Consider the following 23,707-nt stretch of genomic DNA (forward strand, 5'->3'; position numbering starts at 1 on the left):
CTAACGACCGCGCGACGGGTTGACGGGCGGGTGCCCCCCCAAGATCGAGTCCTTCTGAGGTTTGATGGTCGGGTGAGTGAGTCACCGTACGGAGATCTTGATCGGCCGCCGTTGCACGAGACGGCGCTGCGTCGGGCGCTCGTCCGGGAGGGCGGGTTCTGGCGGAACGTCCGTGTCGTGGGGGAGACGGGGTCCACCAACGCCGACCTCGCGGTGCTGGCCGGGGAGGGCGCCCCGGAGGGCACCGTACTGGTCACCGAGCTGCAGACGGCCGGGCGCGGGCGGCTGGGGCGGACCTGGACGGCGCCGCCGCGGTCGGGGCTGATGTTCTCGATGCTGCTGCGGCCCCAGGTGCCGGTGCCGATGCTGGGGTGGGCGCCGTTGCTGACGGGCGTGGCCGTCGCCACCGCCGTCCGGCGTATGACCGCCTGGTCGCAGGAGGGGGAGCGGTTCCTCGGCGACGGCGGCGACGTGGCCGTGGACGTGCGGCTCAAGTGGCCGAACGACCTGCTGGTCGGGCAGCGGAAACTGGCGGGAATCCTCGCGGAGAAGATCGACGGCGGGCTCGTCGTGGGGGTGGGGCTGAACGTCGGGCTGCGCGAGCCGGAGCTGCCGGTGGACACCGCGACCTCGCTGGCCATCGAGGGCGCGCCGCTGAGCGACCGGGCGCCGCTGCTGCGCGCGATCCTGCGCGAGTTCGCGACCTGGTACCGGGAATGGACGGAGCTCGGCGGTGATCCGGAGAGCAGCGGCCTGCGTACCGCGTACAAGGACCTGTGCGCCACGCTCGGCCGCCAGGTGAGGGTCGAACTGCCCGGGGAGGAGAGGCTGACCGGTACGGCGCGGGACGTGGACGGGTCGGGGCGCCTGGTGGTCACCGGGACGGACGGGGACCGCGTGGTCAGCGCGGGAGACGTGGTGCACGTCCGGTGAACGGGGAACGTGGACCTGTGGTCCGGACGTTGATCGTGTTGCTGATCTGCAACGATATGTCCCGATACCGATCCATGGCGCCGGCATCCCTGGCCGGGGACGGCGGCGGACTGAGGGGCGGATGATGGCGGCCGGATTGCCGGATCCGAAGGAGATCGAAGAGCTCCTGCTCGGAGGCGAGCTGCGCTACACCCGTGTCGACGCGGTCCGGCTGTCGGGGGTGTCGCGGGAGTTCTCCGGCAGGATCTGGCGGGCGTTCGGCTACCCGTCGATGCCGGACGAGACCGTCGCCTACACCGAGGGGGACGTCGCGGCCCTGGACCGTCTCCGGCGGCTGGTGGACGACGGGATCCTCGACGAGGACGGCGTGATCCGCCTGGTCCGGGCGTTCGGGCAGACGATGACGCGGCTCGCCGAGTGGCAGGTCAGCCTGCTGCGGAGCATGCTGCCGCAGGACATGAACGATGCGCCGTCCGCGGAGGCGGTGGAGACGATCGTGGACATCGCCCAGAAGCACATCGGCGAGTTCGAGCCGCTGGTCGTGCACGCCTGGCGGCGGCAGCTGGCGGCGGCGGGGACGCGGGCGCTGGGCGCGGCGGCGACGCGGGAGAACGGCGACCCGGCCGGGCGCCCGATGACCACGGTCGGGTTCGCGGACATGGTGTCGTTCACGCAGGTCAGCCGGGAGCTCGAGGAGATCGAGCTGGCCCGGGTGGTGGAGTGGTTCGAGGAGACCGCCGCCGACATCGTCGCCTCGCTCGGCGGGCGGCTGGTGAAGACGCTCGGCGACGAGGTGCTGTTCAGCGCGGAGACGCCGGAGATCGGGGCGGAGATCGCGCTGACGGTGGCGTCGGCCATCCAGGACGAGACCGAGTTCCCGGACGTGCGGGTCGGCGCCGCCTACGGGCCGGTGCTGCCGCTGATGGGGGACGTGTTCGGCACGACCGTCAACCTCGCCGCCCGGCTGACGTCGCTGGCGCGGCCCGGCGCGGTCGTGATCGACAGTGAGCTGGCGGCGCGGCTGGAGGGACGGCCGGACTACGAGGTGACGCGTATCGTGCGGCGTCCGGTCCGGGGCCTCGGCATCATCCAGCCTTATGTGCTGCGCCGTTACCCGAGGCCGAGGCCCGCGGACCAGGAGAGGCCGTAGCGTCGCCGCAACACGAGGCCGAGGCCCGCGGACCGAGAGAGGCCGTAGCGCGGCTCAGACGGGTTCGCCGTAGCGGCTCAGACGGGTTCGATGACGTCTTCGCCGGGTGCGCTGGTGAGCCGCTGCTTGTAGTTCTGCTCGCCGAGTTCCTGGACGAGGCTCAGCTCGGTCTCCAGGTAGTCGATGTGCTCTTCCTCGTCGGCGAGGATGTCCTCGAAGATCCGGGCGGAGGTGACGTCCCCGCGCGAGCGCATCAGGTCGATGCCGGGGCGCAGCCTGGCGACCGCCTCATGCTCGATGGCGAGGTCCGCCTCGAGTTGCTCGACGATGGTCTGCCCGATCCGCAGGGTGCCGAGCTTCTGGTAGTTCGGCAGTCCCTCCAGGAACAGGATCCGGTCGGTCAGCCGCTCCGCGTGCCGCATCTCGTCGAACGACTCGTCGCGGGTGTGCTTGGCGATGCGGGTGAAACCCCAGTTCTGCTGCATCTTCGAGTGCAGGAAGTACTGGTTGATCGCAGTGAGCTCCGCGGTGAGCTGGTCGTTCAGCAGCGCGATGATGTCCTTGTCGCCTTCCATGGTCCCATGCTTGCACGGCCGTCCTGTTTAGGACAGCACTAACCCCCGCTATGGCGCTTCCGCCCTGGTGGGCGGGACCATGCGGGTATCCGGGATCGGATCAGGCGGCGGTCTGCGGAGCGGCTCCCCCTTCGGTGTTCTCTGCGGCGGTCTGTGCGAGGACGTCCGGTGCGGGGCCGGGTCGTTCGGGAACGGCCTGTTCGGTGAAGGGCTGTTCGGGAACGGCCGGTCCGGGCACGTGGACGCCGGGTCCGGGGACGCGCGGAGCACGGGGAGCCTCGGGGACGGGGGTCAGCGTCGCCGGGCCGCCGGTGAGGGCGTCCGCGAGTTCGCTCGCCGTGCGGTACTCGCTGACCATCGTGTGGATGCGCTTGGTGCACATGCCGCATCCCGGCTTGAAGCCGCAGGCGGCCTTGACCTCTTTGGCGGTCGTGCAACCGTCCGCCATGCAGCCGTTGACGTCGCCTTCGGTGACGGCGTTGCAGATGCACACGTACATGCGGCTGGGTAGACCTTCCGTGCGGCTTGCCGGGCTCCACGCACCTGACCAGGGGAGCTTAGGGCACCCTCATTAAGGTTAGGCTCCCCTAAAGTAGCTCAGGAATGTCCGATCTGGCCAGAGGCCTCCCAATCGGTGCCGGTGTGATCTAAACCTCACGGGGAAGGCATGTCCCGTGCGTCGCCGCGCCCGCACACCGGATCGCGTGTGCCGGAGACGGCGGCGCCGCGGACGGGAGGGTCGGGACAGTGGCTCAGATCTGGCCGGGCGACGCCTACCCCCTCGGGGCCCGGTTCGACGGCGCGGGAACGAACTTCGCCGTGTTCTCCGAGGTGGCCGAGCGGGTCGAGCTGTGCCTGTTCGACGGGCCGGCGGGCGACGGCGAGGAGACACGGCTCGCGCTCCCGGAGGTGGACGCCTTCGTGTGGCACGGATACCTGCCGGGCGTCATGCCGGGCCGGCGGTACGGGTTCCGGGTGCACGGGCCCTACGAGCCGCGCCGGGGCCTGCGGTGCAACCCCGCGAAGCTGCTCCTCGACCCGTACGCGCAGGCGGTCGAGGGGGCCGTCGACTGGGACGAGTCCTGCTTCGGCTACAACTTCGGCGACCCCTGCTCGATGAACGACGCCGACTCGGCGGGGCACACGATGCGGTCGGTGGTCGTCAGCCCGTACTTCGACTGGGGGGACGACCGGCCGCCGCGCATCCCCTACCACGAGACCGTGATCTACGAGGCGCACGTCAAGGGCCTCACCGCGAGGCATCCGGACATCCCGGCGGCGCTGCGCGGCACGTACGCCGGCCTCGCCCACCCGGTGATCATCGATCATCTGCGCTCGATCGGGGTGACGGCGGTGGAGCTGATGCCCGTCCACCAGTTCGTCCACGACGACGCGCTGACGAGCCGCGGACTGCGCAATTACTGGGGCTACAACACCATCGGCTTCTTCGCGCCGCACAACGAGTACTCCTCGTCGGGGCGGCGGGGCGAGCAGGTCCTGGAGTTCAAGGCGATGGTGAAGGCGCTGCACGCGGCGGGCATCGAGGTGATCCTCGACGTCGTCTACAACCACACCGCCGAGGGCAACCACCTGGGGCCGACGCTGTCCTTCCGCGGCATCGACAACCCCTCGTACTACCGGCTCACCGAGGACGACCCCCGTTACTACATGGACACGACGGGCACCGGGAACAGCCTGCTGATGCGCAGCCCGCACGTCCTGCAGCTGATCATGGACTCGCTGCGGTTCTGGGTGACCGAGATGCACGTGGACGGGTTCCGCTTCGACCTCGCGGCGACGCTGGCCCGCGAGCTGCACGCGGTCGACCGGCTGTCGGCGTTCTTCGACCTCGTGCAGCAGGACCCGGTCGTCTCGCAGGTGAAGCTGATCGCCGAGCCGTGGGACGTCGGCGAGGGCGGCTACCAGGTCGGCAACTTCCCGCCGCTGTGGACGGAGTGGAACGGGCAGTACCGCGACACGATCCGGGACTTCTGGCGCGGGGAGCCGGGCGCGCTGCCCGACTTCGCGTCCCGGCTGACGGGCTCGTCAGACCTGTACGCCGACGACGGCCGCCGCCCGATCGCCTCGATCAACTTCGTGACGTGCCATGACGGGTTCACGCTGAACGACCTGGTCTCCTACGACAGGAAGCACAACGAGGCCAACGGGGAGGGCAACCGGGACGGCACCGACGACAACCGGTCGTGGAACTGCGGTACCGAGGGGCCGACCGATGACCTGGACGTCGTCTCCCTACGCGAGCGGCAGAAACGCAACTTCCTGACCACGCTGTTCCTGTCGCAGGGGGTGCCGATGCTGCTGCACGGCGACGAGATCGGCCGGACGCAGGACGGCAACAACAACGCCTACTGCCAGGACAACGAACTCTCCTGGGTCGACTGGACGGGCTTGAGCGAGGACCTGCGCTCGCCCCGGCCGTCCGACCGCTCGGACCGCTCGGACCGCGGCCTCGCTGAGCGCGGCCGTGACGAGCGCGGCTATGACGAGCGCGGCTATGACGAGCGCGGCTTCATGCTCGATTTCGTCCGGCACCTGTCGACGCTGCGCACGGAGCATCCGGTGTTCCGGAGGCGGCGCTTCTTCCTCGGCGACCAGCGGACGAAGAAGGCCCGCCGCTCGGCGAACGCCAAGCCCGGGGGGAGGGCGCGACCCGAGGATCTGCCCGACCTCGTCTGGTTCACGCCCGACGGCACGGACATGGGCGACCGCGACTGGTCCGCCGGCTTCAGCAAGTCGCTGAACGTGTTCCTGAACGGCGACGCGATCGGTGAGCCCGACTCCAGGGGAAGGCAGGTCAGGGACGACTCGTTCCTCCTGCTGATCAACGGGCACGACGGGGATCTGGCGTTCACGCTTCCGCCCGCCGCATACGGGCAAATGTGGATAAAGATGCTCGACACCGCGGACCCGCTGCTGGCGGAGGAGGAGTCGCCCGTCGTGAAGGCGCGCGAGACCGTCCAGGTCGCCGACCGCTCGATCCAGGTCCTGCGCCGTGTCTGAGTCCTGCGCCGTGTTGGAGTCCTGCGCCGTGTCTGAGGAACCGCTCCCCGACCACCCCCCTGATGAGGAGACCGTGTCCGAGGATCACCTGTCCGAAGAGAACGTGGCCGAAGAGAACCCGTCCGAACAGCCCCTCCCCGCCGGGGACGGCTTCGGCGCGCCCCCGACCGGCACCTACCGGCTCCAGCTCCGCGGAACGCCGGACGAGCACTTCGGGTTCGCCGAGGCGGCCGCGCTGGCCCCCTACCTGGCGTCCCTGGGCGTGTCCCACGTCTACCTGTCGCCGATCCTGCAAGCCGCACCCGGGTCCACGCACGGCTACGACGTGGTCGACCACTCCCGCCTGGCGGACGAGCTGGGCGGCGCCGAGGCGTTCGGGGCCATGGCTGCCCGGTTCCGCGCGCACGGGCTGCGGCTGCTGGTCGACGTCGTCCCGAACCACATGGCGATCCCGGAGCCGGTGGAGGCGAACATGCCGTTCGCCTCCGTCGTCGCGGAGGGGCGGGGATCGCCGTACGCGAAGTGGTTCGACATCGACTGGGAGGCGGGCGGCGGCCGCGTCGTCCTGCCCGGCAAGGGCGAGCCCAACTACCGCCGCTTCTTCGACATCTCCGGCCTGGCCGGGGTGCGGCAGGAGGACCCCGAGGTCTTCGAGCGCACGCACGCCCTGCTGCTGGGCCTGGTCGAGGAGGGCATGGTGCACGGCCTGCGCGTCGACCATCCGGACGGGCTCGCCGACCCGCGCGGGTACCTGCGGCGGCTGTCGGACGCGGCCCCGGACGCCTGGCTGCCGGTCGAGAAGATCACCGAGGGGGAGGAGCGGCTCCCGCCGGACTGGCCGTGCGCGGGCACCACCGGCTACGACTCGCTCGGCATGGTCGGCGGGCTGTTCATCGACCCGGCCGGGGAGAAGCCGCTCACCGACCTTTACGTGGCGGTCACCGGCGGCCCGCGCGACTTCGGGGAGGTGGAGCGCGAGGCCCGCCTCCACGCGGCGACCCACAGCCTGAAGCCCGAGATCGACCGCCTTCTGCGCGTCCTCCACCGGGTCGTGGGCGAACGCCGCCCCGGCTTGGAACGGGCTTTGGTGGAGTTGCTCGTCGCCATGCCCGTCTACCGCGCTTACGTCGTGCCAGGGGAGGACCCGCCTCAGACGGCCGTGGACGTCCTGGAGGAGGCCGCTCGCCGTGCACGAGCGCATCTGCCAGAGGAACTCCACGGCGACCTGGAGACCGTCGTGGAACTGGCCCTCGGACGCGGGGAGCAGACCGCCGCCGAGTTCATCGTGCGGTTCCAGCAGACGTCGGCTCCGCTCGCGGCCAAGGGCGTGGAGGACACGGCCTTCTACAGGTGGAACCGCATGGCCGTCCTGAACGAGGTCGGCGGCGATCCCAGCCGGTTCTCGGTGAGCCCCCAGGACTTCCACTCGCACTGCATCAGGCTCGCCCGCGACTGGCCGTCCACGATGACGACGCTGTCCACGCACGACACCAAGCGCGAGGAGGACGTGCGCGCCTGGCTGTCCGTCCTGTCGGAGCTGCCGGGCGAGTGGGCGGAGGCCGTGGACCGCTGGCGGCACTGGGGTCCCGGTGAACAGGGTGGTCCCGGTGAACAGGGGAGCCCGGGCGAGTCGCCCCTGGAACCGGACCTCGAATACCTGCTGTGGCAGACGCTCGTCGGCGCGTGGCCGATCACCACCGGCCGCCTGGAGGAGTTCCTCACCAAGGCGATGCGCGAGGCCAAGACCCGCACCTCGTGGACCGACCAGGACCCCGCCTACGAGGAGGCGGTCCTCGCGTACGCGCGCGGCGTCCTGGCGGACCCGGACCTCGTCACCGACCTGGCCGCGTTCGTGTCGAAGCTGGCTCCGTACGCGCGCGTGAACTCGCTCGGGCAGAAGCTCGTCCAGCTGGCCATGCCGGGCGTCCCGGACGTCTACCAGGGCTGCGAGATGACCGGCCTGACGCTGGTCGACCCCGACAACCGGCGGCCGGTCGACTACGGGCGCCGCCGGGAGCATCTCCAGCGGCTGGACACCGGCCGGCTGCCGAAGGAGGCCGACGACGAGAAGCTGCTGGTCACCTCGCGGGCGCTGCGGCTGCGCCGGGCGCATCCGGAGTGGTTCGGCCCGGGGTCCCGGCACGAGCCGGTCGCCGCCCGCGGTCCGGCCGCCGAGCACGTGATCGGGTTCGCCCGCGGCGACGCGGTGGCGCTGGCCACCCGGCTGCCGGTGGGGCTGGAACGCCGCGGCGGCTGGGAGCGGACCAGGGTCGACGTCGTCCACCAGGGCTGGCGGGACGTGCTGACCGGCTGCACGCACATGGGTCCCATCCTGGACGCCGCACGCCTCTTCGAGCATCTGCCCGTCGCGTTGCTCGTCCCAAGGGAAATCGATCGGTGACCATCGGGTTCGAGGTCTGGGCACCCGCCACCCGCCGCGCGGACGTCGTGGTGGGAGGCGCCCGGCACCCCATGGAGCGGCTGGACGGACGTTCAGGCTGGTGGGGGGCCGAAGTACCGGGCGCCGCGCACGGGACCGACTACGGCTTCGCCCTGGACGGCGCGGACGAGGTCCTGCCCGACCCGCGCTCCCCGTGGCAGCCGAACGGCGTCCACGGCTTGAGCCGCGTCTACGACCACGACCGGTTCGCATGGACGGACCAGCACTGGCACGGACGTCCGCTCCCCGGAAGCGTCCTGTATGAGATGCACGTGGGCACGTTCACACCCGAAGGGACGTTCGACGCGGCGGCCGGGCATCTCGACCATCTGGTGGCGCTCGGCATCGACGCGGTGGAGCTTCTGCCCGTCGCCGCCTTCCCCGGCCATCACGGCTGGGGGTATGACGGTGTTCACCTGTGGGCGCCGCATGAGCCGTACGGCGGTCCAGACGGGCTGAAGCGCTTCGTGGACGCCGCCCATGAGCGCGGTCTGGCCGTCGTCCTGGACGTCGTCTACAACCACCTCGGGCCGGACGGGAACCGCCTGGCCGACTACGGGCCGTACTTCACCGGGGCCCACACCACGCCATGGGGCGACGCGGTGAACTTCGACCAGGAGGGGGCGGACGAGGTCCGGGCTTTCGTGGTCCAGAACGCGCTGATGTGGCTGCGCGACTACCACTTCGACGGGCTCCGCATCGACGCCGTCCACGCCATCACCGACCACAGCGCCGTGCACGTACTCGAAGAGCTGGCGCGATCGGTGGCGGGCCTCTCGGCGCACCTTGGACGGGACCTGTTCCTCATCGCGGAATCCGACCTGAACGACCCGCGCCTGGTGACGTCCAGGGAGGCGGGCGGATACGGGCTGGACGCGCAGTGGAGCGACGACTTCCACCACGCTCTGCATGCCGCGCTCACCGGCGAGCGCCAGGGCTACTACTGCGACTTCGGCTCTCTGGGGACGCTCAAGAAGGCACTCACGGACGTCTTCGTGCACAACGGCACCATGTCCGCCTACCGGGGACGGCACCACGGACGCCCGGTCAACACGCAGGAGACCCCCGCACACCGGTTCCTCGGCTTCCTGCAGAACCATGACCAGGTCGGCAACCGCGCCGCGGGTGACAGGATCGGCACAGTCCTGGCGTCCTCGGAGATCTCCCCGTCGATGCTCAAGGTCGGCGCGGCGCTGCTCCTGCTCGCGCCCTTCACGCCCATGCTGTTCATGGGCGAGGAATGGGGCGCGTCCACCCCGTGGTGCTACTTCACCGACCACCAGGACCCCGAGCTGGCGCGTGCGGTCAGCGAGGGACGCCGGCGGGAGTTCGCACGGCACGGCTGGAGCGGCGCGATTCCCGATCCACAGGCTGTGGACACTTTCCGGCGTTCGGTCCTCGACTGGTCGGAGCCCGACCGGCCGCACCATCGTGATCTGCTCGAATGGCACCGTGCCCTCATCGCGTTGCGCCGAGCCCGGCCGGAGTTGAACGACCCGCGCCTGACCGAGACGGCCGTCGAGGTGGACGAGGGCAGGATGCGCTGGCTGATGATGTGGCGCGGCGGGGTGTGCGTCGCGGCGAATTTCGGTGCGCTGCCGGTGGTGCTCCCGGCCGTGGCCGCGCCCGGGAGGCCCCGCCCCCGGCTGCTGCTCGCCTCGGACCCGGCAATACGCCTGGACGCAGACATCATGGGCGATTCCGGATCGGGTTCCCTGGGGTTGCCGGCGGCCTCCGTGGCCGTGTTCGCGTGATCTCGCACGCCCCGCCGGCTGGGTGCAATGAGAGGTGCATCCCGATTTAAATTGATTAGACGTATTCGCGGATGTACTACGAGTGGCAAACCGCAGGTCAAGAGCGCGGCGCATGCCGGGTAATGTTCAAGAATGGTCATACGATCGGTTCATGACCTCAGTACTGCTCGCCGAGGACGACACGTCCATCTCCGAGCCTCTCGCCCGCGCGCTGCGTCGCGAGGGGTACACCGTCGAAGTCAGCCTGGACGGCCCGCAGGCCCTGGAACGGGCGCTCGGCGGCGGGGTTGACCTGATCGTCCTAGATCTCGGCCTTCCGGAACTGGACGGCCTTGAGGTGGCCCGCCGGGTACGCGCCGAAGGGCACGGCGTTCCCATCCTGATCCTCACCGCCAGGGCCGACGAGGTCGACACCGTCGTCGGGCTCGACGCGGGCGCCGACGACTACGTGACCAAGCCGTTCCGGCTGGCCGAACTGCTCGCCCGGGTGCGGGCGCTGCTGCGCCGGGGCAGCACCGAGACGCCGATCGTCCAGGGGGTGCGGATCGACGCCGAGTCGCGCCGCGCCTGGATGGGCGAACACGAGCTCCAGCTGACCACCAAGGAGTTCGACCTGCTCCGCGTCCTCGTCAGGGACGCGGGCAAGGTCGTGACCCGCGAACAGATCATGCGCGAGGTGTGGGACACCAACTGGTGGGGTTCCACAAAGACGCTCGACATGCACATTTCCTGGCTGCGCCGCAAGCTCGGCGACGACGCCGGCAGTCCCCGCTACATCACGACCGTGCGGGGCGTCGGCTTCCGGTTCGAACGCGGCGACTAGCTCCGGCCGCCACGGCCGCGCGACACGACCCGGGGCCTTCCCGAGGGGCCCCGGGCGCGGTGCCGCACGGCCCGTGACCCAACCCTCGAAGGAGCCCTGATGAGGCGCCGACTCCTCCTGTCGACGCTCGCGGTGGCGGTGGTCGCGATCCTGTTGCTCGGCATACCCCTCGCCTACACCGCGCACAAGCTCGTCTACGACGGCGCCGCCCGGTCCCTGGACCGTGAGGCGTCCTCCATCGCCGGCGGTGTCGGCCTCGACCTGGAGAGGCACCGGCCGGTCACCGGCGACGTGATCGCGCGCGAGTATCCGGACCGGCACATCTCCATCACCATGCCGGACGGCCGGACGCTCACCGCCGGTCCCGCCCGAGCCGAACGATCGCTCACCGCCACCGCGACCCAAGACGGGGTACGGGTGCGGATATCGCGCCCCGGCGCGGCGGTCCGCGCCGACGCGCTGCGGCTGCTGCTGCTCATCGCCAGCCTCGCGCTGCTCGGCGTCGCCGTCACCGTCGGCCTGGCGATGGTCCAGGCCCGCAAGCTGACGGTGCCGCTGATCGACCTCGCCGAGACCGCCGACCGGCTCGGCAGCGGCAACGCCAGGCCGCGCCGCCGCCGCTACGGCATCCCGGAGGCCGACCAGGTCGCCGAGGTCCTGGACCGCAGCGCCGTCCGCATCGCCGACCTGCTGGCCAACAGCCGCGAGTTCGCCTCCGACGCCAGCCACCAGCTCCGCACGCCGCTGACCGCGCTGTCCATGCGGCTGGAGGAGATGATCGAGGCGGCCGACTACCCGGACGTCGTCCGGGAGGAGGGCGCCGCCGCCGTCGCGCAGGCCGAACGGCTCGTCGCGGTCGTCGAGCAACTGCTGTCGCGCGCCAAGCACGACCGGACGGGCACCGCGGCCGCCTCGCCGATCGACGAGATCATCGCCCAGCAGGTCGAGGAGTGGCGGCCCATCTTCCGGCGGGACGGCCGGGACGTGCGGATCATCGGGGAGCGGGGCCTCGTCGGCATGACCAACCCCGAGGGCCTCTCCCAGATCGTCGCGACCTTGCTGGACAACTCGCTGATGCACGGGGCCGGAACCGTGACGATCCGCACCAAGCCGACCGTGAGCCACGTGGTGGTGGAGATCGGCGACGAGGGCGCCGGGATACCTCCCGAACTCGTCCCGCGGATCTTCGAGCGGAGCGTCAGCGGCGGCCGCGGCACCGGCCTCGGGCTGTACCTGGCCCGTTCCCTGGCCACGGTGGACGGAGGCCGGCTGGAGCTGTTCCAGTCGCGTCCGGCGGTGTTCGGCGTCACGCTCCGGCAGGCCGCCGAGGTGCGCCTCGCGGCGGAACCGGTCGTGATGGGGCCCGCCTGAGGTTCGCGCCCGGGTCCGGGCGCGAACCCCGCCCTGCATCCCGGTCCTACATCCCGCCCTAGATCTCGGCGTAGTCCCCGGCGGCGCGGGAGTCGAGGGGGTGGCCGAGGCGCGGGGACGGGGCCTCGCGGTCGGGCCGGTGCTCGCTGTTCGGCTGGGGCTCGTGGCCGTTCGCCTGGTGGATGCCGGTCCCCCCGGGGACGGGCGTGCCCGGCGCCTCCGGCAGCCCGGACGCGGGGTCGACGCGCGGCGCGCTCGCCGGCAGGAACACCCACTTCTTGTACGACCAGAAGCGGAACAGGGACGCCACGCCGGTGCCGATGATCAGCGAGGCGTTGTAGGCCAGCGGACCGGAGAGGCCCAGCACGTAGTGGGTGAAGCCGATGAACAGCTCGGTGATGACGAGCCCGACGCCGTTCAGCGCGAAGAACAGCACGTACTCGCGGCCCAGGCCGGTGCGGTCGCGGTGCCGGAACGTCCAGTAGCGGTTCGCCAGGTAGGAGAACGTCGTCGCGATCAGCGTGGCGACGCCGTTGGACGTCAGCGGCCCCACCCCCATGCCGCTGTGGAGCGCGTTGCCGATCACGATGGTGATGACGAACGCGATAGCGCCCACGCTGCCGAACTTGGCGAGCTCGCGCACGAGATGCTCGAACCGCCGGTGGAGATTGGCGACCAGGCTCACGAAGGGGAACCGTCCTTCCGGACTTCGGCTGTTCGCCACGACGCGAGGCGTGGCGGCTGTGGCGGGGGTATCACGAGAATAGACGCCCGTGGCCGCAGGGACGTCGGAACATGAACGTTTCGTTTCGTCCGTGCGTTCCCTGCCCATTGTCGCAAGCCCCACACCCGGGTCAGACGCGGCGGACGGGTGAATCGTTCGCCCGGAACGCCCGATAGCCTTCTGACGTGACAGAACCAGCTCAGCGCCGGGGCGCCCCCGTCGTCGGGATGGCGGGCGGGGGACAGCTGGCCCGCATGACGCAGCAGGCCGCGATCGCGCTCGGCGTGTCGCTCCGCGTGCTCGCCGGCGCGCCGGACGAATCGGCGGCCAAGGTCGTCTCCGACGTCCGGGTGGGCGACGACCGGTCCCGCGGCGATCTCGTGGCGTTCGCCAAGGGCTGTGACGTGGTGACGTTCGACCACGAGCACGTCCCCGGGCCGCACATCGAGGAGCTTGAGGCTTCGGGCGTGCCGTGCCGTCCCGGTTCGGCCGCGCTGGCGCACGCGCAGGACAAGCTCGTCATGCGCGACCGGCTCAGCGCGCTGGACGTCCCGTGCCCGGCCTACTCGCACGTGCCGCCGTCGGCGCCGCTGGCGTTCGTGGAGGCGTTCGCCCGGGAACACGGCTGGCCGGTGGTCCTCAAGGCGACCCGCGGCGGCTACGACGGCAAGGGCGTCTGGATCGTCGAGAACCTCGACCGCGAGGCCTACGCGCTCGTCCAGCGGCTGCTGTCGGAGGGCGTCGACCTGATGGCCGAGCGGCACGTCCCGTTCAGGCGGGAGCTGGCGGCGCTCGTCGCGCGCTCCCCGTACGGGCAGGGGGCCGCGTACCCGATCGTGGAGACCGTCCAGGAGGGCGGCATCTGCACGGAGGTGATCTCACCGGCGCCCGGCCTGCCGGGGGACGTGGCCGCCGAGGCGCAGCGCCTCGCCCTGACCATCGCGGACGAGCTCGGCGTCGTGGGCCTCCTCGCGGTCGAGCTGTTCGAGACCGGCGAGGGCCTCCTGGTGAACGAGCTGGCCATGCGCCCGCACAACTCCGGGCACTGGACGATCGAGGGCGCCCGGACGTCGCAGTTCGAGCAGCACCTGCGCGCCGTCCTCGACCTGCCCCTCGGCTCCACCGAGCCCACCGCCCCGTGCACGGTCATGGCCAACGTGCTCGGCGGCGACGACCCGGACGTCTACTCCCGCTACTTCCACGTGATGGCCCATGACCCCGGCGTCAAGGTGCACATGTACGGCAAGGAATCGCGTCCGGGCCGCAAGATCGGCCATGTGACCGCGCTCGGCGACGACGTCGCGGAGACCCGCGAACGCGCCCGCCACGCCGCCGACTACCTGCGGTGGGGAACCGAGATGAAGGAGAACAAAGCATGAGCGAAGCGAACCGGGGGGTGTGGGGGGTCGTCCCCCCACGGAGGCGCGCATGAGCGAGCCGGTGGTCGGCGTGGTGATGGGCAGCGACTCGGACTGGCCGGTGATGGAGGGCGCAGCGCAGGCGCTCGCCGAGTTCGGCGTCCCCCACGAGGCCGACGTCGTCTCCGCGCACCGGATGCCGCACGACATGATCGCCTACGGCGAGGACGCGGCGGCCCGCGGGCTCCGCGTGATCATCGCGGGTGCGGGCGGGGCCGCGCACCTGCCCGGCATGCTGGCCTCGGTGACGCCGCTGCCGGTGATCGGCGTGCCCGTCCCGCTGAAGTACCTGGACGGGATGGACTCGCTGCTGTCGATCGTGCAGATGCCCGCCGGGGTCCCCGTCGCCACGGTCGCGGTCGGGGCCGCCCGCAACGCCGGGCTGCTGGCCGTCCGCATCCTGGCCGCGTCCGACGACGACCTGCGGGCCAAGATGAAGGTCTTCCAGCAGGACCTCTACGGCCAGGCCAAGGCCAAGGGCGCGCGGCTCCGGGAGCGCCGCTGACGGCCCCTCAGCGGCGCAGGGCCCGCCGTCCTCCAGCCCCCACCCGCCACCATTCAAGGGACGAGCTTCGCTCGGCATTCGACCGCCGGGCAGCGGTCCATGACGACGTCGAGCCCGGCGTCCCGTGCGCGCCCGGCCGCCGCCTCGTCGATCACCTGGAGCGGCAGCCAGACCGCCTTCGCGCCCGCCGCGATCGCCTCGTCCACCACCTGCCCCGCGTGCTCGGCGCGCCGGTAGACGCCCACGACGTCCACGGCGGAGGCGTCCGGCACGTCGGCCAGTGACGCGTACGCCTTCTCGCCGAGGACCTCCCGCGCCGCCGGATGGACGGGGACGATCCGCTTACCGCGCTCCTGCATCAGCCTCGCCTGGCTGTAGACCTCGCGGTCGGGGTTGTCGCCGAGCCCGACGAACACCCACGTCCTGGACTCGTTCAGCAGCCGGCGGATCACGCCCTGATCGGCGAACACATCAGACATGTCAACGACAACAGCGCGCGTAGCCCCTTTAGTTCCCCGTTCAGGGGCGTCCGAGGGTTCCCCGTTCAGGGGCGTCCGAGGGCCCGGTAGGTCCAGCCGGCCGCCCGCCACTGCTCCGGGTCCAGGGCGTTGCGCCCGTCCACGATGTTGGGTTCGGCGACGGCCTCGGCGAGCGCGAGCGGGTCCATGTCCCGGAACTCCGCCCACTCGGTCAGCAGCAGCACGACGTGGGCGCCGCGCGCGGCCGACATCGCCGACTCGCCGTACTCCAGGGAAGGCTGGGCGCGGCGGGCGTTGCGCATGGCCTGCGGGTCGTACACCGTCACCGCGGCGCCCTGCGCGCGGATGGACGCGGCCACGTCCAGCGCGGGGGAGTCGCGGACGTCGTCGGAGTTCGGCTTGAACGCCGCGCCGAGCACCCCGACCGTGCGCCCGGCGAACGAGCCGCCGAGCATCTGCCTGGCGAGGTCGACCATCCGGATCCGCCGCCGGATGTTGATCTCGTCGACCTCGCGCAGGAACGTCAGCGCCTGGTCGGCGCCCAGCTCCCCGGCGCGGGCCATGAACGCGCGGATGTCCTTCGGGAGGCAGCCGCCGCCGAAGCCGAGGCCCGGACCGAGGAACTTGCCGCCGATCCGGTCGTCGTAGGACAGCGCCTCCGAGAGCTTGGTCACGTCGGCGTGCGCCGCCTCGCAGACCTCCGCCATCGCGTTGATGAAGGAGATCTTGGTGGCGAGGAACGCGTTCGCCGACACCTTGACCAGCTCGGCGGTCGCGTAGTCGCTGGTGATGAACGGGGTGCCGTCCGCGATCATCGTCCGGTAGATCTCCCGCAGCACCTTCTCCGCGTGCCCGGCCGCGCCCTGGTCGGCGGGCAGCCCGGCCACGATCCGGTCGGGGTGCAGGGTGTCCTGGACGGCGAAGCCCTCGCGCAGGAACTCGGGGTTCCACGCCAGCAGCGCGTCGCCGCCCACAGGCGCCAGCCGCGCCATCGTCTCGGCCAGCCGTGCGGCCGTCCCGACCGGCACGGTGGACTTGCCGACGACCAGGCACGGCCGGTGCAGCAGCGGCGCCAGCGTGGCGATCGCGTCGTCCACGTAGGTGAGGTCGGCGGCGTACTCCCCGGACTTCTGCGGGGTGCCGACGCACAGGAAGTGCACCTCGCCGAACTCAGCGGCCTCCTTGTAGGACGAGGTGAACCGCAGCCGCCCGCTCTCCAGCCCGCGGCGCAGCACCGTCTCCAGGCCCGGCTCGAAGAACGGCAGGTCACCGGCGGAGAGCCGGGCGATCCGCTCCTCGTCGACGTCGAGACCGAGCACCTCGAAGCCGAGATCGGCCATGCAGGCCGCGTGGGTCGCGCCGAGATAACCCGTTCCGATGACCGTCAGCCGGTTGGACAAGGCCCGCTCCTCTCTCGCCGACTCGCGGCCCCTTTCCCAAGGTGCCCGCTTCACAAGGTGCCCGCTTCTCCAAGGTGCCCGCTACGGGCCGCTCCGTACGCCGCCCGACTGTACTGGCCGGTAGCGTCTGGGGCACGTGGTGCACGTGCCCGAATCGTACGGGGAGGCGGGTGCGGATGGGCCGCCGACGGTGATCGTGGTCGAGGAAGAGCCCTTCCCGTGACCCGGCCCGGGGACGGGCGGTGCCGCCCGTCCCCGGTGGGCCCGGATCAGACGTGGGAGAGTTCGAGCATCAGCTTGCCGTCCTCGCCCCGGTGCGGGCGGAGCGTGAGGCCGTTGAAGTTCGCGGTCGTGCCGGGGCCTTGCGCCTCCATGCTGGTGACGGCTCGCGAGTGCTTGTTGCGGACGGTGAAGGTCACGCGGGTGCCCTTGACCTCGACCTTGATCGATTCCGCCCCGAGCCCGTCGTCGAGCTTGATCTCCTGGCCGTCCTTGATCTCGATCTCGCAGTCGGCGTCGCGGCAGTCCTCCAGCGCGGCGTCCTCCTTCCCGGCGTCCTCCTTCTCGGGCGATTCCGTGCTGGACGGGGACGCCGACGGTGAGGCGTCCGGAGCCGGTGCCGCCGGTGCGGGTGCGGCCGGGGCAGGGGCGGGCGCGCCGGCGGACGGCTCCGGCGGTGGTGCGGCGGGCGACGCGTTCGCGGCGGTGATGCCGCCGGCGAGGGCCAGCGCGGCGGCGGCCGTGGTGAGCAGGGCGAGGATCCTTGTCGACATCCTGTGAACTCCTGACGAGTGACTACTCTCGGTCACTTCGTTGTTACCCACAGCATTCGATCAAGAACGTGGTGTCACGCGGAAGGGCGCTCGTCCACCAGGAGGGTCTGCCATGCCCGGCCGAACGTGCCGGACGTGTCGGCGAGCGTCGCCTCGCACAGGGCGCTGCCGCCAGGGCTCGCGTCCAGCGACGCGGCCAGGCACAACCATTCGCCGGCCGGGTCGCGGTGCAGTGCGACGGTCACGTCCGTGTTGATGATCAGCCATTTGGACAGGTCGAGCTGGCTTCCGATGCCGGAGGCGCTGTCGGCCAGCGTCAGGGCGCGCACCAGCGGTGTGGGGGATTCGCCGGGGATCAGCGGGATCCTGGGCCGCGCCCAGGCCGTCCCGGGGCCCGGCTCACCGAAGGTGCCGTGGACGATGCGCCACTCCATCGCGGAGAGGTAGCCGCCGGTGTGGACGCCCGGCCACTCCGGGAACGGGGCGGTCGTGGCGGGGAGGGGCGGTGGAGCCGGCGCGTGGACGACGGGCTCCAGGTGGGACGGGGCCTCCATGATCCGCCATGCGGTGGCGCGGACGATCGTGCGGCCCTCGTGGGTCATCTCCGCTTCGAGGAGCGTGATCCGCTTGCCGGGGCGGACGACGCGGACGGCGATGTCCAGCACCCCCACCGGGACGGGGCCGAGGAGTTCGACCGTGACCCGCGCGATCCGTGTCCCGGGGACGGGCTCGTGCCGTTCGAAGGCCCGCCCGATCAGGCCCGAGACGGGACCGCCGTGCTGGAAGCCGGGCGCCCAGGGCCCGGCGGTGGCGGGGGTGCTGGCGAAGCGTCCGCCGCCGAGCGGCTCGTAGAACGCCTCGGCGGGCGCGTCCTCGGTCATGCGGCTCTCCCCCTCGTTTCTAGAACATTATTCTAGCCGCGAAGTCAACCACGGGAAGGGCGACCACGGGAAGCCGACCAGGGGACTTCCTCAACCGCAGAGCTTCTGGGTGGCGCTGTCGGTCTCCAGGCCGGCGGACGGCGACGCGCTCGGCGAGGGGCTCGCGACCTTGACCTTCTTCACGCCGTCCCAGTTCGCGCCGACCATGACCTGCACGCCCGTCCCGAGGGAGCCGACCTTCTTCAGCTTGGCGCCCGGGATCGCGGCGGCCAGGGTCTTGGCGGAGTCCTCGCGGTCGGGTCCGTACTGGACCTGCGTCTTCTGGAGGCCGCGGCGCGCCACGCCCGGCGGAACGGTGACGTCGAAGCCGACGTCCTCCAGCTGCCCGCCCGCCTTCGTCGCGAGGCCCGGCGTGCCGATCGCGTTCAGGACGCGGACGGAGATGTCCTCCGGCGGCACCGTCAGCTCGTTCTCGGGCTTCTGGGTCGGCGTCGCGCTCGGCGTCTTGGCCGGCTCGGCCAGCGGCTCGTCCCGCCGGATCTTGGTGAACAGGTCCTGCGCCTTGCCCCGGTCCCACTGGACGGTCGACTGCGGCGCCGCGGCGTTCCACAGGACGGACTGGTGGTCGGGGTTGGCCAGGGGGATCTTCGCGAACGTCAGGTCGTCGGTCGACAGGTCCTTCATCTGGTCGGCGAGATCCGGCAGGTCGTCGGCGAGCTCGTCGTCGACGCGCACCGACTTCAGTGCCGCGTTCAGGAACTTCGTCGACTTGACCGGGTCGCCGAGCGTCTTGGTCGACAGCGCCTGCTTCAGCATCGCCGACATGAACTGCTGCTGCCGGTCGATGCGCCCGAGGTCGCTGCCGCCCGTCAGCGTGTAGCGGGCGCGGGCGAACGCCAGTGCCTTCATCCCGTCCACATGCGACGTGCCCGCGGGGAGCTTCAGCCCGCTCTTGACGTCGTTGACCGGCTCCTCGGTGCACACGTCCACGCCGCCGAGCGCGTCCACCATGTGCACGAACCCGTAGAAGTTCACCTCGACGTAGTGGTCGATCGACACGCCCGTCGCCTTCTTGACGGTGCTGACCGCGAGGTCGGGCCCGCCGAACTGGTACGCCCAGGTCAGCTTTCCCGGACGGGACGGGACGTTGGCCCCCTTCGCGCCCTCCGAGCCGTTCGACTCGTGCGACGGGATCGTGACGAGGGAGTCGCGGGGCAGGTTCACGATCGACACGCGCTCACGGTCGCGGGACACGTGCAGCAGCAGCATGGTGTCGGACCGCTCGCCCTCGTGGTGCCCGAGCTTGGCCGCCTTCTGCTGCGCCTTCGTCAGCCCGTCGCGGCGGTCGACGCCCGCGACCAGGATCGTCATCTCGCCCTTCGAGGGGCCGTCGCCGAGGCCGCCGACCGACACCTTGTCGATCATGCCGGTCACGTAGTTCTGGAACGCCCACGCGCCGCCGGAGGTGAGCAGCACGAACGCCGACATCGTCGCGGTCAGCGTCAGGAACCGCTTCTGCCGCCGCGCGCTCACCGCCGCCCGCGGGCTGAGCCCCCGGCCGGGGCGGCGCGGGCCGCGCGGGCCCTCCACCGGCACCCGCGGCGCGGGCATCCCGTCGATGGTCACGCCCTCGATGTCGCCGTCGCCGCCGTCGCCGACCGCGTGGGAGCCCGGCCGGGGCCGGAAGTAGCGCTCCAGCGGATCGTCCCCCGGTGAGCCGGCGTCACCGCGACCTGAGTCGTGCCCGTCTGCCATTCCGGCCGCCGCCTCCCGAAGACCTCGTTCTGACGCGAGTCCACACCACTCTAAAGTGGGGAAGACCCGTCCGTCGGCTACCTGGACCTCGTGTCCTTGGAGTAACGTGGCGCCGGTCTCGACCACACCCCGGCGGCCCGCACGCGAACTGGGTGGCATGGGCTGCGTCAGACGAGCGAGCAAGAGAGGAATGGGGCGCTCACTCCGGTCTCCGGCCCGGGGGCGCCCACGAGCCCACATGAATCCGTCTCCCCATGTCCAGCGCGCCATGAACCAGGAAACCCAGTACGCCGTGAAGCCCCGCTCCGACTCCGGTGAACGCACCTGGCCCGCCGTCTCGGTGGTGATGCCGGTCCTCAACGAACAGCGCCATCTGACCGAGGCCGTGCGCGGCATCCTGACCCAGGACTATCCGGGCGAACTCGAACTCGTGCTCGCCGTCGGTCCGTGCCGTGACCGCACCGAGGAGATCGCCCAGCGGCTCACCACCGAGGACCCGCGCGTCCTGGTGGTCGCCAACCCCACGGGACGCACCCCGCAGGGCCTCAACATCGCGATCAAGGCGTCGCAGTACTCGATCATTGTCCGGGTGGACGGGCACTCGCTGCTGCCGGCGGACTACGTCCGCGCCGCCGTCGAGACGATGGAGGAGACCGGCGCCGACAACGTCGGCGGGATCATGGCGGCCGAGGGCGTCACCCCGTTCGAGAAGGCCGTGGCGCGGGCGATGACGTCCAAGCTCGGCGTCGGCAACGCCCGCTTCCACACCGGCGGCCAGGCGGGCGAGGTCGAGACCGTCTACCTCGGGACGTTCCGGCGCAGCGCGCTCGACCGCGTCGGCGGCTACGACGAGACGTTCGTCCGCGCGCAGGACTGGGAGATGAACCACCGCATCCGCGAGACCGGCGGCCGGGTCTTCTTCACCCCGCGGATGCGGGTCACCTACCGCCCGCGCCCCAACCTGCGCGCCCTCGCCAAGCAGTACTTCCACACCGGCCGCTGGCGGCGCGTCGTCGGCCGCGAGCACCAGGGCACCCTGAACCTGCGCTATCTCGCGCCGCCGATCGCCGTCGTCGCGATCACCGCGGGTACGGTCGCGGGGCTGTTCGGGTTCTGGCCCGGCTGGCTGCTGCCCGGCGGCTACGCGGCCGCGATGGTCGCGGGCGCGGCGGTGGAGGGACGCGGGCTGCCCCTGTCCGCCTGGGCGCGGCTCCCGCTCGTGTTCGCCACCATGCACCTGACCTGGGGCGTCGGTTTCCTCACCAGCCCCCCGCGGCTCGGCCAGCCCACTCCGGTCAAACCCGGAGAATCCGTCCACTAACGGGCGGAACGGGGAAACGACCTGCGAACCCCTGACGCCGGATGATGTGTCAGGGTTGGGGCGGGCGCATTCCGAGCCGCCCTAGCCCGGGTTTGGAGGTGGCCATGTCCAGCGGAGCACGCCACGGCATCGGCGCGCTGATCGGTGTGGTCGTGACGCCGATCATCGCCGCGTGCCTGATGTACGGGACGTACAGGCTCGGCAGGAGTGTGACGACCCTGCGGTTCGAGGGGGCCGACCGCTGGCTCGGCGCCGCGGCGCTGCTGGCCGCGGCGGTTCTCATCGGCCTGGTGGCGGGATCGCGGATCTCGCCGCTCGCCTCGCTCATCCCCGGTGCCGTCTATTCGCTCAGCGGTGCCCTCTGGGTCGTGTCGCCGCGCTGGTCCTTCCAGAACACGGCGTCCGAACTCCCTTCGGAACTCTCGCGGGGCTACATGGTCATCGGCCCCTACGGCGTCTTCCTGGTGATCGGAGTGGCGCTCCTCCTGGCGTCCTTGGCGCCGTCACGGTGGAGGTCGCTCAGGGGCGCGGGGGCCGCGCCGCGCTTCGGGGGGCCGCCGCCCGCTCCGATGGGCCCGCCTCCCATGCACGGCGCCCAGCAGCCCATGGGGGCGCACCAGCCGCCGCAGGCGCCTCCCGGGCCGGGGCAGAGCCCGCCGTGGCAGGGCGCGCCCCAGTACGGGCAGCCGCCCGCTCAGCCGGGTGCCGCCAACCCGCCTCCGCTGCCCTCCGGCCCTCCCGCGGCTCCCGCCGCTCCGGCGGCGCCCGCTCCGGCGCAGCCCGCCGACGACAGGCCCGAGTCCTCCCCCCGGCGCGGGCCGGACGAGGACAACCCGGGCGAATGGACCCAGATGTACGGCGGCAACCGCCCCCAGTGAGGCCCTGGACGTGAGGCGCTGGACGTGAGGCTCTAGAGGGCCGCGAGGACGCCGGGGACGTCGTTGACGACCATCGCGTCGAAGCCCGCGGCCGCATAGGCCGGAGCCGTCTCCGCCGTGGGGCACCAGACGATGACCTCCAGGCCCGCCTTGTGCGCGACGTCCACGGAGTGCTCCAAGGGGCGCAGCCGCGTGTCGGGGTGGTCGAGGCCGCAGGAGCCGGTGTGCACGGCGACCGCGTCCAGGCCGAGCCCCGCCGCGGCGGGGACGGCGTGCCACAGCGGGAACCGGAGCCACGTCAGAAGGCCCAGCGGGACGCCGGGCAGCTCGCCGCGCAGGAAGAGCAGCAGCGCCGGGTCGAACGAGGTGACCAGGAGGCGGCGCCGCTCGGCCTCGCGCCTCAGCACCGGCAGGAGCAGCGCCCCGGTGCGGCGGGACGGGGCATCCGCCGCGTCCTCCAGGACGGTCTTGACGTCCACGTCCACGGCGACGTCCGGTGGCAGCGCGTCGAAGATCTCCGTGAGCCGGGGCAGGCCCCCGGCCGTGGCGGGGAGGTCCACCACGTAGCCGCCATCGGGGACGGTCGGGTCGTGCCGCAGGACGAGGTCGTCGTCGGCGGTGCGCGTCACGTCGATCTCGACCCACGAGAGGCCCGCGTCGACGGCCGCGAGCATCGACGGCAGCGTGTTCTCGGCGACGGGCCCGCCGGAGCCGGGCGGCGTCGGGTCGCCCGAGCCGTAGCCGCGGTGCCCGATGACCGCGGGAGTGCGTTCGAAGATCAACTGTTGTCCTCACCGGCGAGATGCTCGGCGACCACCACGTCGAGCGGCTGGGTGACCTTGAGGTTGCGCTCGCTGCCCGCGACGACCCGGATCGGGACGCCGGGCAGGTAGCGGTGCACGATCCCGCAGTCGTCGGTGGCGCGCAGCGCCGGGTCGGCGAGCGCCAGCTCGTACGCCTTTCGGATCGTCCCGAGGTGGAAGCCCTGCGGGGTCTGGAACCGGCTCATCGTCTCGCGCGGCGGCATGGAGGCGACGACGCCGTCCTCGACGACCACCATCGTGTCGGACGCGGGCAGCCCCACCGCGACGGCCTCGTGGCCGTCCAGGCCGTCCAGGACACGGCTGATCACCCCGTGGTCCACGAAGGGGCGGGCCGCGTCGTGGAACAGCACCCGGACGTCGCCGGGATGGCCGGACAGCGTGCGCAGCGCCGCGACCGTGGACGCGGTGCGCGTGCCGCCGCCCTCGACGACCGCCGCCGCCTTGCGGAACGGCGCGGCGATCGCGGCGGCCTCGCGCAGATGCCCGGCCGCCATCACGACCACGACCTCGCCGATGTCCGGATGCGTGTCGAAGGCGCCGATCGCGTGCGCCAGGATCGGGCGCCCGCCGACGTCGATGAGCTGCTTCGGGCGCCCCGCGCCCATGCGCTCGCCGGTCCCTCCGGCCAGGACCACCGCAACGGCCCGCGTCGCCATCTCACCTCGGCTTCCAGGACACCCGG

At 71.7% G+C, this 23,707-nt stretch carries 21 protein-coding genes; 11 read left to right on the top strand and 10 right to left on the bottom strand.

Annotated features, from left to right (window positions below):
- Positions 1-72: 72 nt before the first annotated feature.
- Both E1285_RS06035 and E1285_RS06040 read left to right on the top strand, forming a co-directional pair.
- Complete coding sequence (locus E1285_RS06035; protein ID WP_207946433.1) at positions 73-933, top strand: biotin--[acetyl-CoA-carboxylase] ligase; 861 nt, start codon at positions 73-75, stop codon at positions 931-933.
- Positions 934-1,057: 124 nt separating this feature from the next.
- Complete coding sequence (locus E1285_RS06040) at positions 1,058-2,083, top strand: adenylate/guanylate cyclase domain-containing protein (RefSeq protein WP_132148919.1); 1,026 nt, start codon at positions 1,058-1,060, stop codon at positions 2,081-2,083.
- Between the two features lie 77 nt (positions 2,084-2,160).
- On the opposite strand, the gene bfr is transcribed toward E1285_RS06040, so the two are convergent.
- Positions 2,161-2,658, bottom strand: coding sequence for a bacterioferritin (gene bfr / locus E1285_RS06045; protein ID WP_132148921.1), 498 nt, complete (start codon positions 2,656-2,658; stop codon positions 2,161-2,163).
- A gap of 100 nt (positions 2,659-2,758) precedes the next feature.
- Positions 2,759-3,157 (bottom strand): (2Fe-2S)-binding protein, encoded by a 399-nt coding sequence (locus E1285_RS46475; RefSeq protein WP_207946434.1) that lies wholly within the window; start codon positions 3,155-3,157, stop codon positions 2,759-2,761.
- 248 nt (positions 3,158-3,405) lie between these two features.
- Between E1285_RS46475 and glgX the strand changes: the two genes are divergently transcribed.
- From glgX to E1285_RS06075, 5 genes are all read left to right on the top strand, one after another.
- Positions 3,406-5,679: a glycogen debranching protein GlgX gene (gene glgX / locus E1285_RS06055; protein ID WP_132148923.1), complete on the top strand. Its 2,274-nt coding sequence runs from the start codon at positions 3,406-3,408 to the stop codon at positions 5,677-5,679.
- Between the two features lie 73 nt (positions 5,680-5,752).
- Positions 5,753-8,080, top strand: a complete 2,328-nt coding sequence (gene treY, locus E1285_RS06060) for a malto-oligosyltrehalose synthase (protein ID WP_243722593.1) — start codon at positions 5,753-5,755, stop codon at positions 8,078-8,080.
- Positions 8,077-9,873, top strand: coding sequence for a malto-oligosyltrehalose trehalohydrolase (gene treZ / locus E1285_RS06065; protein ID WP_132148925.1), 1,797 nt, complete (start codon positions 8,077-8,079; stop codon positions 9,871-9,873). The genes treY and treZ overlap by 4 nt, the downstream gene beginning before the upstream one ends.
- Positions 9,874-10,024: 151 nt before the next feature.
- Entirely contained in the window at positions 10,025-10,696 is a 672-nt protein-coding gene (locus tag E1285_RS06070) for a response regulator transcription factor (protein WP_131875529.1), read from the top strand.
- 99 nt (positions 10,697-10,795) lie between these two features.
- Complete coding sequence (locus E1285_RS06075) at positions 10,796-12,067, top strand: ATP-binding protein (RefSeq protein ID WP_132148927.1); 1,272 nt, start codon at positions 10,796-10,798, stop codon at positions 12,065-12,067.
- 58 nt (positions 12,068-12,125) lie between these two features.
- On the opposite strand, the gene E1285_RS06080 is transcribed toward E1285_RS06075, so the two are convergent.
- Positions 12,126-12,752: a GtrA family protein gene (locus E1285_RS06080; RefSeq protein WP_243722594.1), complete on the bottom strand. Its 627-nt coding sequence runs from the start codon at positions 12,750-12,752 to the stop codon at positions 12,126-12,128.
- Between the two features lie 224 nt (positions 12,753-12,976).
- On the opposite strand from E1285_RS06080, the gene E1285_RS06085 reads away from it, so the two are divergent.
- Together E1285_RS06085 and purE are read left to right on the top strand one after the other, a co-directional pair.
- Positions 12,977-14,170 (top strand): 5-(carboxyamino)imidazole ribonucleotide synthase, encoded by a 1,194-nt coding sequence (locus E1285_RS06085; protein WP_279509696.1) that lies wholly within the window; start codon positions 12,977-12,979, stop codon positions 14,168-14,170.
- A gap of 49 nt (positions 14,171-14,219) precedes the next feature.
- Entirely contained in the window at positions 14,220-14,714 is a 495-nt protein-coding gene (purE, locus tag E1285_RS06090) for a 5-(carboxyamino)imidazole ribonucleotide mutase (RefSeq protein WP_132148931.1), read from the top strand.
- Positions 14,715-14,767: 53 nt separating this feature from the next.
- Here purE and E1285_RS06095 read toward each other — a convergent pair whose 3' ends face one another.
- From E1285_RS06095 to E1285_RS06115, 5 genes are all read right to left on the bottom strand, one after another.
- Positions 14,768-15,193, bottom strand: coding sequence for a CoA-binding protein (locus E1285_RS06095; protein ID WP_132148933.1), 426 nt, complete (start codon positions 15,191-15,193; stop codon positions 14,768-14,770).
- Between the two features lie 65 nt (positions 15,194-15,258).
- Positions 15,259-16,593 carry a UDP-glucose/GDP-mannose dehydrogenase family protein gene (locus E1285_RS06100; protein ID WP_132148935.1) on the bottom strand — a complete coding sequence of 445 codons (1,335 nt, stop codon included), beginning with the start codon at positions 16,591-16,593 and terminating at the stop codon, positions 15,259-15,261.
- 269 nt (positions 16,594-16,862) lie between these two features.
- Positions 16,863-17,366 carry a hypothetical protein gene (locus E1285_RS06105; RefSeq protein WP_132148937.1) on the bottom strand — a complete coding sequence of 168 codons (504 nt, stop codon included), beginning with the start codon at positions 17,364-17,366 and terminating at the stop codon, positions 16,863-16,865.
- A 74-nt stretch (positions 17,367-17,440) separates the two neighbouring features.
- Positions 17,441-18,247 (bottom strand): thioesterase family protein, encoded by an 807-nt coding sequence (locus E1285_RS06110; protein ID WP_132148939.1) that lies wholly within the window; start codon positions 18,245-18,247, stop codon positions 17,441-17,443.
- Between the two features lie 90 nt (positions 18,248-18,337).
- Positions 18,338-20,002, bottom strand: coding sequence for an LCP family protein (locus tag E1285_RS06115; RefSeq protein ID WP_132148941.1), 1,665 nt, complete (start codon positions 20,000-20,002; stop codon positions 18,338-18,340).
- A 268-nt stretch (positions 20,003-20,270) separates the two neighbouring features.
- Here E1285_RS06115 and E1285_RS06120 point away from each other — a divergent pair, with 268 nt between their 5' ends.
- Both E1285_RS06120 and E1285_RS06125 read left to right on the top strand, forming a co-directional pair.
- Entirely contained in the window at positions 20,271-21,323 is a 1,053-nt protein-coding gene (locus E1285_RS06120) for a glycosyltransferase family 2 protein (RefSeq protein ID WP_279509702.1), read from the top strand.
- A gap of 104 nt (positions 21,324-21,427) precedes the next feature.
- Complete coding sequence (locus E1285_RS06125) at positions 21,428-22,201, top strand: hypothetical protein (RefSeq protein WP_132148945.1); 774 nt, start codon at positions 21,428-21,430, stop codon at positions 22,199-22,201.
- A 32-nt stretch (positions 22,202-22,233) separates the two neighbouring features.
- Here E1285_RS06125 and E1285_RS06130 read toward each other — a convergent pair whose 3' ends face one another.
- Both E1285_RS06130 and ispD read right to left on the bottom strand, forming a co-directional pair.
- On the bottom strand, positions 22,234-22,983 hold the full coding sequence (locus tag E1285_RS06130; protein WP_132148947.1) for a glycerophosphodiester phosphodiesterase: 750 nt from the start codon (positions 22,981-22,983) through the stop codon (positions 22,234-22,236).
- Positions 22,980-23,681, bottom strand: coding sequence for a 2-C-methyl-D-erythritol 4-phosphate cytidylyltransferase (gene ispD, locus E1285_RS06135; protein WP_132148949.1), 702 nt, complete (start codon positions 23,679-23,681; stop codon positions 22,980-22,982). The genes E1285_RS06130 and ispD overlap by 4 nt, the downstream gene beginning before the upstream one ends.
- Positions 23,682-23,707 lie beyond the last annotated feature (26 nt).

It is taken from the genome of Actinomadura sp. 7K507 (assembly GCF_004348425.1).
Classification (GTDB): domain Bacteria; phylum Actinomycetota; class Actinomycetes; order Streptosporangiales; family Streptosporangiaceae; genus Spirillospora.